Raw genomic sequence first — 12768 nt, 5'->3', positions numbered from 1 at the left:
TGTCGCGACGTTCTTGAAAATGGTTCTCAATATAATTAGCATCCTTGTCTACTTCTCCTGTCATCGTTGGGCCCACTGGCCCCACTCGCGAGCAGACCGTAACCATGAGCCCGATGCCCGCCAAACAGCTGCAACCCGACCCCGAGCAGGAAGCGCTCGAGTGGTTCTCGGCGTTGCGCCACCCCAACTGTGACGACGCCCAGCGCCGGGCCTTCGCGGCCTGGTGCCAAGCCGCTGAAAACGCCCAGGCCTATGCCGAGCTGGAGCGATTCTGGCAGCAGGTGCAGCCCTCACCCGCCCGCCCTCGCCCACGGCCGCCAAGCGAGCGCCGCAGTCACCTGGGCAAATGGGTGGCGCTGTGCTTTCTCCTGGGCCTGGCCGCCGCTACCTATCTTTACTGGCCGTGGATGCAGCGCCTGGCCAGCGAGCTGCACACCGATGTGGGCGAGCGGCGCAGCACGCGCCTGGCCGATGGCACGACCTTGAGCCTGGACAGCGCCAGTGCGATGAACGTGGACCTGCGCGGCCGTACCCGCCAGCTGCATCTGGTACAGGGCCAGGTGTACCTGCAGGTGGCGCTCGATGGGCGCGCCCTGGAGGTGGCAGTGGGTAACGCACGCATCCAGGTGTTCGGCACCCGCCTGCAAGTCACCCGCCATGCCAACCATGACGAACTGGTGGTCATCAGTGGCAAGGCCATGGTCGTGCAGGGGGGTGAGCAGCGCCTGGTCTCGAAGGGTGAACGGGTAACCTTCGATGACACGCGCATCGGCACGGTACGCCCAGCGGACCTGAAAACCGTAGACAGTTGGCGCAGCGGCTACCTGAAGGCCAGCGACATGCCGCTGGGGCAGGTGCTGGAGCGCCTGGCCAGCTACCAGGGCCAGCGGGTATGGCTTATGGATGAACAACTGACCCATCGCCGTGTAAGCGGCGATTTCAACCTCGACCGCGCCGGGGAAACCCTGCAATCCCTGGCCGCCGCCCAGCATCTGCAGCTACAAGGCGTGCTCGGGCACTGGCTTGTGGTGCGCTAGAACCGGCCCTGGCCGCTAAGTTTTTGAAAGCGTGCAAATTTTTTTGAAATGAGTGTTGACAGGGGGGGCGTTCAAGAGAATAATGCGCGCCATCGGCTACATAGCTCAGTTGGTTAGAGCATAGCATTCATAATGCTGGGGTCCGGGGTTCAAGTCCCTGTGTAGCCACCAAACAAGACGAAGGGCTTACCGCAAGGTAAGCCCTTTTTCTTTGCCTGCGAGAACTGCCGCATCGAAAGCAGCCCCGGCGCTGCTACCCCCTCTTGCCCCTTGGGCGTCAGCGCATGCCGCTCACTGCCACGGTCAACCCGAGCCCGATCAGCGCCAGGCCGATCACGCGGTCCACCAGCACTTGGCGGTCGATCATGGCCTTGCGCAAGGCAGTGCTGGAAAAAAACACCGCGACCAGGCTGAACCACAGCCAGTGCGCGAACGACATGAACGCACCATAGGCAAATGCCAGCTGCAACGAGCTGCCCGGTTGCACGACCTGGGTGTAGGCACTGACCACGAACAACATGGTCTTGGGGTTCAGTGCGTTGGTCAAAAACCCCGTGCGCAGGGCTTGCAGCACCGAGGCACTGTTAGGCGCCCCACCCTCAAGGCTGATGCGCCGGGTATTGGTGACCGACTTGTACCCCAGGTAGATCAGATACCCGGCGCCCACCACCTTCATGGCCAGGAACAGCATCGGGCTCTGGCTGATGATCACGGCAATGCCCAGTACCGTGTATAGCACGTGCACCTGGACCCCCAAGGCGATCCCCACTGCGGCAGCCAGCCCGGCCTTGCGGCCTTGTGCATAACTGCTGCGGGTCACCATGGCGAAGTCGGCACCGGGGCTGATGACGGCAAGCAGGGTGAATACGGCGACGGCGACGAGTTCGGTCATGGGGATAGCTCTCGATAGGCGATGAAAATGCACAGACCGAGGATTATCGGGAGCTTACGGTGCAGGAAAAATCGATTTATCGTGGTGCAAATCTGATAGTTTCAGTCACAGATAGCTAGCGCCTGCTCCAGCCAGCGTGTGATTGTGCAGGCTGGCCAACGCTGCAGTGCCGGCTTGGAGAGCTGCCATGAAACTGCCCCCACTCAACGCCTTCCGCTACTTCGACATCGCCGCCCAAAGCGAAAGCTTCGTGCGCGCCGCCGAACACCTGCACGTCACCCACGGCGCCGTCAGCCGGCAAGTGCGCTTGCTCGAAGAAAGCCTTGGCGTAGAACTGTTCGAGCGCCGCAACCGGGCCATTTTTCTCACCGCCGCCGGCCGCGCGCTGCACGGCACCACCCAGGCGATCTTCGAACAACTGGAAGGCGCCGTGCAGCGCTTGCAACACCAGGCCCGCGACAATGTGCTGGTGCTGTCCTGCGAACCGACCATCGCCATGCGCTGGCTGATCCCGCGGCTGCCGCGTTTCCATGCAGCCCACCCCGACCTGCAGTTGCACCTGGTAGCCGCTGGCGGTCCGCTGGACTTCGCCCGCGGCGGCGTCGACCTGGCCATCCGCCGTGACGACTTCCATTGGGGTAACCAGTTGTTCAACCAGAAGGTCTGCGATGAGTGGGTCGGCCCGGTGTGCCGCCCCAGCGCCGGGTTCCGGCTCGACGGCCAACGCCTGCTGCACAGCACCACCCGCCCCGCTGCCTGGCCCACTTGGCTGCGCCTCAGCGGCCAACGGGCGCGGCACTGCGAACGCAGCGACTACGAGCATTTCTATCTGTCGATCCAGGCCGCCAGCGCCGGTTTGGGCGTGGCCATGGCCTCTGCCTTGATGGTGCGCGACGAACTCGACAGCGGGCAGTTGCAGGCGCCGTTTGGGTTTATCCGCGATGGCTCGGCCTACCACCTGCTCAGCCCCCAGCCGTTGAACGATGGTGGCAAGCGCCAGCGCTTCACAGGCTGGGTCATGGAAGAGTGCCATGCCTGTCTGGCTCATTTGGGCTTGTTGCAGCCTGACGCCCCAGCACCACCGGTGCCGGGGCAGCCGCGCTAGGCGATGTTAACCAGGCAGCACGCAGGGTCAGTCTTCAAGCAGGGTACAAGCCATCACCAGGGCATCTTCACGGCCACCCGCCACTGGGTAATAGTCACGGCGACGGCCGATTTCGTTGAAGCCATAGCGCTCGTACAAGCGGTAGGCCGACTGGTTGCTGGCGCGCACTTCTAGGAAGCATTCGCGGCCATTGAGCTGGTAGGCACGGGCCATCAGGTGCTCCAGCAGGCGCAGGCCCAGGCCGCAGCCTTGGTTCTCAGGTTTGACGGTAATGTTGAGCAGGTGCGCTTCGTCGATGATCACGTTGATCACCCCGTGGCCCACTTGCTGCTCGCCATCGAACATCAGCCAGACTTCGTAGGATTTGAGCGCATCCTGGAAAATCCCTCGGGTCCAGGGGTGGCTGAACGCGGCATATTCGATCTTAAGTACGGCATCCAGATCCGCCTCGGTCATCGGGCGAAAACTGATCGAGTCACTCATTCAACGCTCTTCCAGCGCGCCATCAGCTGGCGCATGGCTTTCCAGACGTCCGCCTTGCGCTGCGGCTCGTCCATCAACAGTTCAAGGCCCGGCAAGACCCAGGCATCGCCCAGGCCGTCGAGCTTCAGGGTTTGGTAATAGGCCTGGGCGTCGGCGTTGGCGGCAAAGCGCACCGCTGGCAGGCCCACCAGCCAGAGGCAGGTGCACGGCGCGTCTTCCAGGCGCGCCTGGACAAAGCCCTGGACAAAATCACGTGCCGCCTCCGGGCCCTGGTCCATGTTGCCGCGTACCAGCAACGGCCAGCGCACCGGCTCGCCGATGATCTGCGGTGCATCGGGTAGCCCGGCGGCGCGCAGCATGTCCTTGAGCAGCAGGTAGGAAGGGTCGCGGCTCTGGAACGGCTGGCCGGTGGCCAGCTCGACCAGCAGCAGGCAACTGCCGGCGCGCAGCAACTGCAGCGCGAAACGTGGCGGCGGCACCGGCGCCGGCCTTGGTGGTGCGGGTTGCGCCTCGGCCTCGACCGCCTTGACCGCCGGCTTGGGCCCACTGCCGGGCCGCGGGATCTCGATTTTGGGCCTCTCGGCGGAGCGCGCCTGGGGCGCGATCGGCTTTTCGTTGCCAGAGGCTGGCGGCAGCACATCGAAGTCGAGGTCCTCGACCGGGGCCACCGGCAGCAGCAACTCGGGGCGCGACGGCGCAGCGAACGGCAGTTCGGCGCGCGGCAGCCAGTGCACCACTTGCATGGCGGAAAGGAAGGCGCGGCGGCGGGGTTCGGTGAGCAAGGGGCAGGGTCCGAGGGGGGGAGGCAGTTGGGCATTCTAACGTGTACGCCTTGGTTTTTGCAGCGTCTATCAGACCGAGCGCCGCCCGCGCGGCGCATCGCGACGCAAGGCCGCTCCCATATCTGTTTCGGGCCAGTCGCTCCTGTGAAGTCATCGCTGCCCGCCTTGCTTGCCCCCTTCGATATCGAAGGGGGCGCTGCTGCTTTTCTACAGTTTCCAGTCATACACCCAGGGTGCGCGCGCCAAGGACTCAGGAGTAATTGGCCCGAAACAGATGTAGGAGCGGCCTTGCGTCGCGATGCGCCGCGCGGGCGGCGCTCGATCTCACTGCCACCACAAAAACCACGCCATACACCCATATGACATGAGGTTATCCCCCATTACAGACCAAGGGGTGAAACCCTGCCCCCCGGATGCAGTACAATCGCCCCTTTTTCTTGGCAACGAGTCGAAGCCAATGATCGAACCCAAGCGCGTCCTGCGCGCCCTAGCCGAACACTGGGCCCTGATCGAGCCGCTGTGCGAGCGTTTCGACCAGGGCACCCTGAGCCTGGTCGAGCTGCGCCAGCATGTGGCCCGCCAGCAAGTAGAAAGCACCCCGCAGGACATCACCCAGCTGCTCGACGTGTGGATCCGCCTGGACATCCTGGTCCCGGTGGCAAAAAGCCCGAACCGTTTCGAGCTCAACGCGCAGATACACGACTTTCTCGCCTACCTGCGCCGCGAGCACCGGCTGGGCCTGTGCCTGGAGATCGAAGCCTACCTGCGCCACCTGGAACGCCTTGCCGGGCACATCCAGGACGCCTTCGACAACCGCGACAGCGACGACCTGGCGCGCCAGCTGCGCCTGCTCGACATGCGCGTGCGCGATGTGCTCAAAAAGCTCGACAACGACGAGCAGGCGCTGGTGGCCGTGGCCGAACGGGCCAAGACCAGCAACCGCCAGATCCCGCTGCGCCAGCGCTATGCCGAGGTCCTGGCCACCTGGGACGAGTACGTCGAGCCGATGATCCAGCTGGTCAACGCCGACGGCGCCTTCGAGCAAGGCGTGCGCAAGGTCGAGACCGTGCTGCTCAAGCTGCTGGGCGAACAGGCGCGCCTGGGCCACCTGGTCGATGACGACATGCTGCTGCGCACCCATGCACGCATCCTGGAGATGCAGACCAACGCTCAGCTCACTCTGCGCCACGCCCGCGAACTGCTGTTGCCGCTGCGCGAAGAAGCCCGTCGGCACAACGCCGTGACCCGTGGCGCCGCACTGGCCCTGTCGGTGATCCGGCGCAAGGGCCTGGATGCCGTGCCGCAAGCGGCCATGCCGATGTTCACCCGCCCGCAAAGCACCTTCCTCGGCAGTGCCAGCCAGGTCGAAGCCTACGTGTACGCCCTGGCCCGCTTCGAGCCCAAGCCGGCGCGCTTCCCCAAGGCCCACAAGACGCAGTCCGGTGCCCTGCCCCGCGCCCCACGCACGGTCAAGGAAATGGCCGAACGTTGCGAACAGGCGCTGCCCCTGCCCGACCTGATGGTCTGGCTGCTGGAGCAGGAGCCCGAAGGCGCCACCGACGAGTTGCTGTACTGGTTCTCGCGCCTGTCGCGGGAAAAGCGCTTCAAGCGCGAACGCCTGGACCGGCGCGAGTACACCACCCAGGAACACTTGGTCAGCCTGCGCTCGTTCGCCCTGACCTCCAGCCGCGAAGACGCCAACAGCGCGCCTACCGACCCCAACGCGAGCCCAGCCCATGCATCTTGATCTTTCCGAACTGTCCCAGCTCGCGCCGATCTTCCGCGAGCTGTTCAAAGGCTTCCACATCAGCCGTCGCGACCCCGAGCTGTATGCTCAGCTGTCGAACTTCCAGGACCAATACCGCACCCTGTTCAAGGCCCTGGGCTTCGAGCTGGTGTGCGACACCCGTGGTTTCTACTACTTCGTGCCGGACATGACCGCCGCGCAGGTCAACAAGACCGCGCAACGCCTGTCGCTATTCACCTTCATCCTGGTCGAGCACCTGGCGGACCAGGGCCGCGACCCCATGGCAGTGCTGGACGGCGGCAGTATCGGCCGCGACGAGCTGCCCTCGTTGCTGGACAAGTACCGCGACCTGTTCCTGCAGGCCGAGGTGCAGACCGTCGACGAGCTTGAAGAGAAGATCCTGCGGCGCATGACCCAGCTGGGCTTCGCCCACGAAGAAGGCGGCATCTACCGCTTCCTGCCGCCCATGCACCGTTTCCTCGACGTGTGCCTGTCGGTGCAGCAGGACCGCGACCTGGCCGCCACGCTGCACAGCGACCTGCCGCTGCCGACCCCGGTATTGGTCGAGGAAGAAAGCCCCGAAGAACTCAACCGCACCGACGACCCGCTGGACCTCACGCCGTTCGAGGGCGAGGAAAGCGAAGAGGACGCCCTGGCCCGGGCCATCCGCGAAGAGCAACAGGAGATTGACGCATGAGCCAGGAACGCTACGGCATCCGCCGCTTCGCACTGCTCAACACTGCAGGCTACAGCCTTGGCCTGTTCCCGCTGGAGCACCCGCTGTCGGTCTACGGCGCCAACAACCTGGGCAAATCGGCGTCGATCAACGCGCTGCAGTTCCCGATCCTGGCACGCATGTCAGACATGAGCTTCGGCAAGTACAGCCTCGAGCAGTCGCGCCGCTTCTACTTTGCCAGCGACACCTCGTACATTCTCTGCGAACTGAGCCTGCCCCATGGCCCCCACGTGATTGGCGTGGTCGGCCGCGGGCCGGGCGGTGGTTTCGGTCACCAGTTCTTCGCCTACAAGGGCGAACTGGACCTGGCCCACTACCAGAAGAACGACACCTGCCTGCGCCAGAAAGAGCTCTTCACCAACCTCGAGCGCCTGGGCATAAAGGCTTACGAGGTCAAGCCCGACGAGCTGCGCCGGCTGCTGGTCGGCGGCCACACGTCGGTGCCGCTGGACCTGACCATGATCCCGCTGCGCTCCACCAGCGAGCAAAGCCTGAAAACCTTCCGCGCACTGTTCATCAACCTGCTGCACATGCGCGAAATCACTGCGGCCAAGCTCAAGCAACTGTTCCTCGATGCCTTCGAGCACAGCCTGCGCTCGGGCAGTGTCGACTACATCGCCGCCTGCGAAGAGGCCTTCCGCGACGTACGCCGCATGGAACAGGACTACAACGCCCTGGTCGCGGCCGGCCCGCTGGTCGAGGCGCTGGCGGGCGGCGTGGCCCAGCGTGACATCCTGCGCGGCAAGCTGCACCGCATTTCCCCGGTGCTCGACACCTTGCTGGGCACCTGGCAGGAATACGCCATGGCGCGCAAGGAAGAGCTGGTGATCCAGGCCGAGCACTACCGTGGCGAGCAGGACCGCCTGCAGAACGACCAGCGCGGCGGCACCCAGGAGCTGATGCGCCTGGAGCGCGAAATCACCGGTATCCAGCGCTGGCTGGGTGAGCTGTCGGTCCTCAAGCACCGCTTTGCGCTGGTCGAGGACGTGAAGGTGCTGGAGCAGCAACTGCTGGCAGCCAAGGACGCGCACGACGAACTGGCCGGTGCCCTGGCCCAGTCGCGGCAGTTCAGCGCCGAAGACCTCGACGAGCGTGTGCGCGACCTGGAAAAGCGCCTGAAGCAGGTCAAGCAGCAGCTCGACCATGCCGACAACAACAGCTATGCACGCCTGCGCGAAGAGTTCTCGCAGCAGGACGTCGACCGCCTGATGCGCCTGTTCAACGGTGCGCTGTTCAGCCTGCCACTGGGCGAGCGCGGCATCGAGCTGGACGACAGCGACCTGTGGGTAAAATCGCTGGAAGCGGTGCTCGACGGCTTCAAGGGCGAGCGCTTCGAGGCGCCGGGCCTGGCCATCGACCTGACCAACATCGACCCGCCGGCCCTGCAGGCCCTGGCCGACCGCGCCGCCCTGCGCGACCAGAAAGAGCGCCTGGAGAAAGAGCTGAAACAGCTCAAGACCCAGCAGGCCGTAGCCGCCGACCGCTCGGCCTCCAAAGCCCAGACCGAAACCCTGTATCAGGAAGTGCTGGACGCCCAGAAGGCCCTGGAAGACTACCGCCGCAGCCAGACCCTCGCGGCCGAAGAGCCGGAAAAACTCGAGCAACTGTCGCAACTGGAAGCCGCCCAGGACGAGCTCAAGCGCTCCAGCGACGCGTTCACCGAACGCGTCCAGCAACTGTCGGCCAAGCTGCAACTGGTCGGCCGCCAGCTCGGCGACCTCGAGTCCAAGCAGCGCACCCTGGAAGACGCCCTGCGCCGCCGCCAACTGCTGCCGGCCGACCTGCCCTACGGTACGCCTTTCATGGAAGCCATCGACGATTCGATGGACAACCTGCTGCCGCTGCTCAACGACTACCAGGACAGCTGGCAGAGCCTGCAGCGCGTCGATAACCAGATCGAGGCACTGTATGCCCAGGTGCGCCTGAAAGGCGTGGCCAAGTTCGACAGTGAAGACGACATGGAGCGCCGCCTGCAATTGCTGGTGAACGCCTATGCGCACCGCACCGATGAAGCCCTGACCCTGGCCAAGGCGCGCCGCGCGGCGGTGACCGACATCGCCCGCACCCTGCGCAACATCCGCAGCGACTACGACAGCCTCGAGCACCAGCTGGCGCTGTTCAACCGCGAGATCAACAAGCGCCAGGTATCCAACCTGGAAAGCTTCCGCGTGGTGCTGGCGCCGAACAAGGAAGCGCTCAAGCATATCGACCAGATCATCCACAGCGCCGGCCAGTACGAGGAAGGCGAAACCCTGTCGGTATTCGACCTGACCCAGAGCGCCGAGCAGGACAACAAGAACGAAGAGGCCAAGGAGTACCTGGCGCGCCTGGTGGCGGCCAACCACAACCAACTGGGTTTGAAGGACCTGTTCGAGCTGGCGTTCGAGATCACCAAGGTCAACGGCCAGCCGGTCATCCATGCCGACATCGATGGTGCGGCGTCCAACGGCACCACCATGACCATCAAGGCGTTGACCAACATGTACCTGTTGCTGCACCTGATGGACCGCGACCTGGCCGGCCGTATTCGCCTGCCGTACTACCTGGACGAAGCGGCCGACATCGACGAGCGCAACCAGGCGGCACTGCTGGAAACCAGCCTGCAGCTGGGCTTCGTGCCGATTCTGGCGAGCGTGAAGCCCCAGGTATCGGCACGTGTGGCGATCGACCTGGAAGGTGGCAGCGGGCCGAATGGCATCTACATCGACGAGGCGGACTGGAAGTTCATCAGCCGCTTGGATGAGGTGAAAGCGGTTGTGCGTGAGGATCAGGCCGAAGAGTTGGCCTGAGGAACCTGGGGCCGCTTTGCGGCCCTTTCGCGACACAAGGCCGCTCCCACATTGACCGGCATATGCAGGACCTTTGTGGGGGCGGCCTTGCGTCGCGATGGAGGCCAAAGGCCTCCCGGCCATCTACCAGGCGATCACTGCGCCCAAGGCAAGATCGGAATCGCCGTCACCGCATTCTGTGGGCTGCCCTCGACGATGCGGTCGCTGTACACCAGGTACACCAGGGTATTGCGCTTCTTGTCGAGGAAGCGCACCACCTGCATGGTCTTGAACACCAGCGAGGTGCGCTCCTTGAACACCTCCTCGCCATCCTTGAGCTCACCCTTGAAGCTGATCGGCCCGACCTGGCGGCAGGCGATGGAGGCCTCCGCCCGATCTTCGGCAAGGCCCAACCCGCCTTTCACCCCGCCCGTCTTGGCCCGCGACAGGTAGCAAGTCACACCTTCGACCTTGGGGTCGTCGAAGGCTTCCACCACGATGCGGTCGTTCGGCCCAAGGAACTTGAACACGGTGGACACCTGGCCGATTTCCTCAGCCCCGGCCAGCATGGGCAAAGCCAACGCGGCAACGGCAATCATCCTTTTCAACACAGCCAAACCCTCAGACCAGAACCAGGTTGTCGCGGTGCACCAGTTCTGGCTCCGCAATGTAGCCCAAGGTGCTCTCGATGGCATCCGAAGGCTGGCCAATGATCTTCTGCGCCTCCAGGGCGCTATAGTTGGCCAGGCCACGGGCGACCTCTGCACCGTCCGGGCCGACGCACACCACCATCTCGCCACGGCGGAAACTGCCCTGCACGGTTTTCACGCCCACCGGCAGCAGGCTCTTGTTGGCCTGGCGCAGCGCCTGCACGGCACCGGCATCCAGCACCAGGGTGCCACGGGTTTGCAAGTGGCCAGCCAGCCACTGCTTGCGCGCCGCGAGCATGCCGCGCTCGGGCGACAGAAAGGTCCCCAGACGCTCGCCAGCCTTCAGGCGGTCGAGCACGCGCTCGATGCGGCCACCGATGATGATGGTGTGGGCACCCGAGCGGGCCGCCAGGCGCGCGGCGCGCAGCTTGGTCTGCATGCCGCCACGGCCCAGCGCGCCACCGGTGCCGCCGGCCACGGCATCCAGCGCCGGGTCGTCGGCACGGGCTTCGTAGATCAGCTGGGCCTCGGGGTTGTTGCGCGGGTCGGCGTCGAACATGCCATCACGGTCGGTAAGGATCACCAACAGGTCGGCCTCGACCAGGTTGGCCACCAGCGCCGCCAGGGTATCGTTGTCGCCGAAACGGATTTCGTCGGTGACCACGGTGTCGTTTTCGTTGATGACGGGCACCACACCCAGGTCGACCAGGGTACGCAGGGTGCTGCGGGCGTTCAGGTAACGCTTGCGGTCGGACAGGTCGTCATGGGTCAGCAGGATCTGCGCGGTGTGCTTGCCGTGCTCGCCGAAGCTCGACTCCCAGGCCTGCACCAGGCGCATCTGGCCGATCGACGCAGCGGCCTGCAGCTCGTTCATCGCGCTCGGTCGCGAGGTCCAGCCCAGCTGGCTCATGCCGGCAGCAACGGCCCCGGAGGACACCAGTACCAACTCCACGCCCGCCTCACGCAGCGCGACCATCTGCTCGACCCAAACGGCCATGGCCCCGCGGTCGAGGCCCTTGCCATCGGCGGTCAGCAGAGCACTGCCAATCTTCACGACCCAGCGCTTGGCGCCCGTCACCTTGCTTCGCATCTTCTTCCAACCTATGTCGAATCTGTAGATACCGTGGATACAAAAACGCCGCTCCAGAGAGCGGCGTTTAGTGTACTGCAACCGGTCAGTCACGCACGTAAATGATTTCCGGGCCGTCTTCGTCGTCCTCGAAATCATCGTCCCAACCGTCATCGTCGCCGATGTCGTGCACGCTCTTGACGCCGGTGCGACGCAGGGTGCGGGCGTCGTCCAGGGCCTGCAGTTGGGCACGGGCTTCGTCTTCGATGCGCTGGTCGAGGTCGGCCAGCTCTTCGGCGTAGGCCGGGTCGTTGGCCAGGCGGTCGGCGCGGTCTTCGAGGTAGCGCATCAGGTCGTGGCTGAGCTTTTCAGTGCCCTGCTTGGAGATGGCCGAAATCACGTAGACCGGACCGTCCCACTGCAGGCGCTCGACCACTTCCTGCACGCGTGCGTCGCGCTCGTCGTCCATGACCATGTCGGCCTTGTTCAGCACCAGCCAGCGCTCACGCTCGGCCAGCGACGGGCTGAAGCGGGTCAGCTCGTTGACGATCACTTCGGCTGCGTCGGCAGGGCTGCTCTCGTCCAGCGGCGCGATGTCCACCAGGTGCAGCAGCACGCGGGTGCGGGCCAGGTGCTTGAGGAAGCGGATACCCAGGCCGGCGCCATCGGAAGCTCCTTCGATCAGGCCGGGGATGTCGGCGATGACGAAGCTCTTCCAGCGGTCGACGCTGACCACACCCAGGTTCGGCACCAGGGTGGTGAACGGGTAATCGGCCACTTTCGGCTTGGCGGCCGAAACCGAGCGAATGAAGGTGCTTTTGCCGGCGTTTGGCAGGCCCAGCAGGCCCACGTCGGCCAACACCTTCATTTCCATCTTCAGGTCACGCTGCTCACCCGGCTTGCCTGGGGTGGTCTGGCGCGGTGCCCGGTTGGTACTGGACTTGAAGCGCGTGTTGCCCAGGCCGTGCCAGCCGCCTTGGGCGATCATCAGTTTCTGCCCCGGGGTGACCAGGTCACCGATCACTTCCTGGGTGGAAGCATCGATCACGGTAGTACCGACCGGCACACGCAGGAACAGGTCTTCACCCTTCTTGCCGGTGCAGTCGGTGCTGCCGCCGTTGGCGCCGCGCTGGGCTTCGTGGTGACGGGTGTAGCGGTAGTCGACCAGGGTGTTCAGGTTTTCGTCGGCAACCATGTACACCGAGCCGCCGTCACCGCCATCCCCGCCATTGGGGCCACCGTTCTCGATGAACTTCTCGCGACGGAAGCTCATGCAACCGTTGCCGCCGTCACCGGCCTTGACCCGAATAGATACTTCGTCAACAAACTTCATTAAAACCGCCTCTCGTCGGCAGACGAGCTGAATGACTCAAAAACATGAGGCTCTTGCAAAAATGAGCGCGGCGGCCCCGTACGACCGTAGAAACCAACGCCGGCAACCCAGACAAACAGCTTTGCAAGAGGCTCACCACAAACGAAAAAGCCCCGTCGCATGACGG

At 64.5% G+C, this 12768-nt stretch carries 11 protein-coding genes and 1 tRNA gene; 6 read left to right on the top strand and 6 right to left on the bottom strand.

Annotation, left to right across the window (positions count from 1 at the left end; genetic code table 11):
- The first annotated feature begins 113 nt into the window (after positions 1 to 113).
- Both L1P09_RS03370 and L1P09_RS03365 read left to right on the top strand, forming a co-directional pair.
- Complete coding sequence (locus L1P09_RS03370) at positions 114 to 1037, top strand: FecR family protein (protein ID WP_235768938.1); 924 nt, start codon at positions 114 to 116, stop codon at positions 1035 to 1037.
- Between the two features lie 94 nt (positions 1038 to 1131).
- Positions 1132 to 1208: transfer RNA gene (locus L1P09_RS03365), tRNA-Met, on the top strand.
- Between the two features lie 106 nt (positions 1209 to 1314).
- On the opposite strand, the gene L1P09_RS03360 is transcribed toward L1P09_RS03365, so the two are convergent.
- The gene (locus L1P09_RS03360; RefSeq protein WP_235768478.1) at positions 1315 to 1929 is read right to left on the bottom strand and encodes a LysE family translocator; all 615 of its coding nucleotides are present in this window, start codon (positions 1927 to 1929) and stop codon (positions 1315 to 1317) included.
- A gap of 187 nt (positions 1930 to 2116) precedes the next feature.
- Here L1P09_RS03360 and L1P09_RS03355 point away from each other — a divergent pair, with 187 nt between their 5' ends.
- A complete protein-coding gene (locus tag L1P09_RS03355; RefSeq protein WP_110679460.1) occupies positions 2117 to 3034 on the top strand; it encodes a LysR substrate-binding domain-containing protein in 918 nt (305 codons plus the stop codon).
- Between the two features lie 27 nt (positions 3035 to 3061).
- Here L1P09_RS03355 and rimI read toward each other — a convergent pair whose 3' ends face one another.
- Both rimI and L1P09_RS03345 read right to left on the bottom strand, forming a co-directional pair.
- The gene (gene rimI / locus L1P09_RS03350) at positions 3062 to 3517 is read right to left on the bottom strand and encodes a ribosomal protein S18-alanine N-acetyltransferase (RefSeq protein WP_029887538.1); all 456 of its coding nucleotides are present in this window, start codon (positions 3515 to 3517) and stop codon (positions 3062 to 3064) included.
- Positions 3514 to 4299 (bottom strand): energy transducer TonB, encoded by a 786-nt coding sequence (locus L1P09_RS03345; protein WP_235768476.1) that lies wholly within the window; start codon positions 4297 to 4299, stop codon positions 3514 to 3516. The genes rimI and L1P09_RS03345 overlap by 4 nt, the downstream gene beginning before the upstream one ends.
- A gap of 457 nt (positions 4300 to 4756) precedes the next feature.
- Here L1P09_RS03345 and mksB point away from each other — a divergent pair, with 457 nt between their 5' ends.
- From mksB to mksF, 3 genes are read left to right on the top strand one after another with little or no spacing between them, the layout of a single operon-like run.
- A complete protein-coding gene (gene mksB / locus L1P09_RS03340) occupies positions 4757 to 6046 on the top strand; it encodes an Mks condensin complex protein MksB (RefSeq protein ID WP_009686111.1) in 1290 nt (429 codons plus the stop codon).
- The gene (mksE, locus tag L1P09_RS03335; protein ID WP_009686110.1) at positions 6036 to 6743 is read left to right on the top strand and encodes an Mks condensin complex protein MksE; all 708 of its coding nucleotides are present in this window, start codon (positions 6036 to 6038) and stop codon (positions 6741 to 6743) included. The genes mksB and mksE overlap by 11 nt, the downstream gene beginning before the upstream one ends.
- On the top strand, positions 6740 to 9571 hold the full coding sequence (gene mksF / locus L1P09_RS03330) for an Mks condensin complex protein MksF (protein WP_235768474.1): 2832 nt from the start codon (positions 6740 to 6742) through the stop codon (positions 9569 to 9571). The genes mksE and mksF overlap by 4 nt, the downstream gene beginning before the upstream one ends.
- 134 nt (positions 9572 to 9705) lie before the next feature.
- Here mksF and L1P09_RS03325 read toward each other — a convergent pair whose 3' ends face one another.
- The 3 genes from L1P09_RS03325 to cgtA form a co-directional block, all read right to left on the bottom strand.
- Positions 9706 to 10149 carry a CreA family protein gene (locus L1P09_RS03325; RefSeq protein WP_161892746.1) on the bottom strand — a complete coding sequence of 148 codons (444 nt, stop codon included), beginning with the start codon at positions 10147 to 10149 and terminating at the stop codon, positions 9706 to 9708.
- 22 nt (positions 10150 to 10171) lie between these two features.
- On the bottom strand, positions 10172 to 11290 hold the full coding sequence (gene proB, locus L1P09_RS03320; protein WP_235768472.1) for a glutamate 5-kinase: 1119 nt from the start codon (positions 11288 to 11290) through the stop codon (positions 10172 to 10174).
- Between the two features lie 85 nt (positions 11291 to 11375).
- The gene (gene cgtA, locus L1P09_RS03315) at positions 11376 to 12602 is read right to left on the bottom strand and encodes an Obg family GTPase CgtA (protein WP_235768470.1); all 1227 of its coding nucleotides are present in this window, start codon (positions 12600 to 12602) and stop codon (positions 11376 to 11378) included.
- Between the last annotated feature and the right edge of the window lie 166 nt (positions 12603 to 12768).

This window comes from Pseudomonas juntendi (assembly GCF_021560075.1).
GTDB classification, from domain to species: domain Bacteria; phylum Pseudomonadota; class Gammaproteobacteria; order Pseudomonadales; family Pseudomonadaceae; genus Aquipseudomonas; species Aquipseudomonas juntendi.
The sequence above is the reverse complement of the archived record's forward strand: the minus strand, read 5'-3'. Positions and strand labels throughout refer to the sequence as shown.

What these genes read in the sequence shown, in the direction of transcription:
- mksE (WP_009686110.1), top strand. Translation starts at nt 6,036, where the DNA reads ATGCATCTTGATCTTTCCGAACTGTCCCAGCTCGCGCCGATCTTCCGC.
- cgtA (WP_235768470.1), bottom strand. Translation starts at nt 12,602, where the DNA reads ATGAAGTTTGTTGACGAAGTATCTATTCGGGTCAAGGCCGGTGACGGC.
- rimI (WP_029887538.1), bottom strand. Translation starts at nt 3,517, where the DNA reads ATGAGTGACTCGATCAGTTTTCGCCCGATGACCGAGGCGGATCTGGAT.
- mksF (WP_235768474.1), top strand. Translation starts at nt 6,740, where the DNA reads ATGAGCCAGGAACGCTACGGCATCCGCCGCTTCGCACTGCTCAACACT.
- proB (WP_235768472.1), bottom strand. Translation starts at nt 11,290, where the DNA reads ATGCGAAGCAAGGTGACGGGCGCCAAGCGCTGGGTCGTGAAGATTGGC.
- L1P09_RS03325 (WP_161892746.1), bottom strand. Translation starts at nt 10,149, where the DNA reads ATGATTGCCGTTGCCGCGTTGGCTTTGCCCATGCTGGCCGGGGCTGAG.
- L1P09_RS03355 (WP_110679460.1), top strand. Translation starts at nt 2,117, where the DNA reads ATGAAACTGCCCCCACTCAACGCCTTCCGCTACTTCGACATCGCCGCC.
- mksB (WP_009686111.1), top strand. Translation starts at nt 4,757, where the DNA reads ATGATCGAACCCAAGCGCGTCCTGCGCGCCCTAGCCGAACACTGGGCC.
- L1P09_RS03370 (WP_235768938.1), top strand. Translation starts at nt 114, where the DNA reads ATGCCCGCCAAACAGCTGCAACCCGACCCCGAGCAGGAAGCGCTCGAG.
- L1P09_RS03360 (WP_235768478.1), bottom strand. Translation starts at nt 1,929, where the DNA reads ATGACCGAACTCGTCGCCGTCGCCGTATTCACCCTGCTTGCCGTCATC.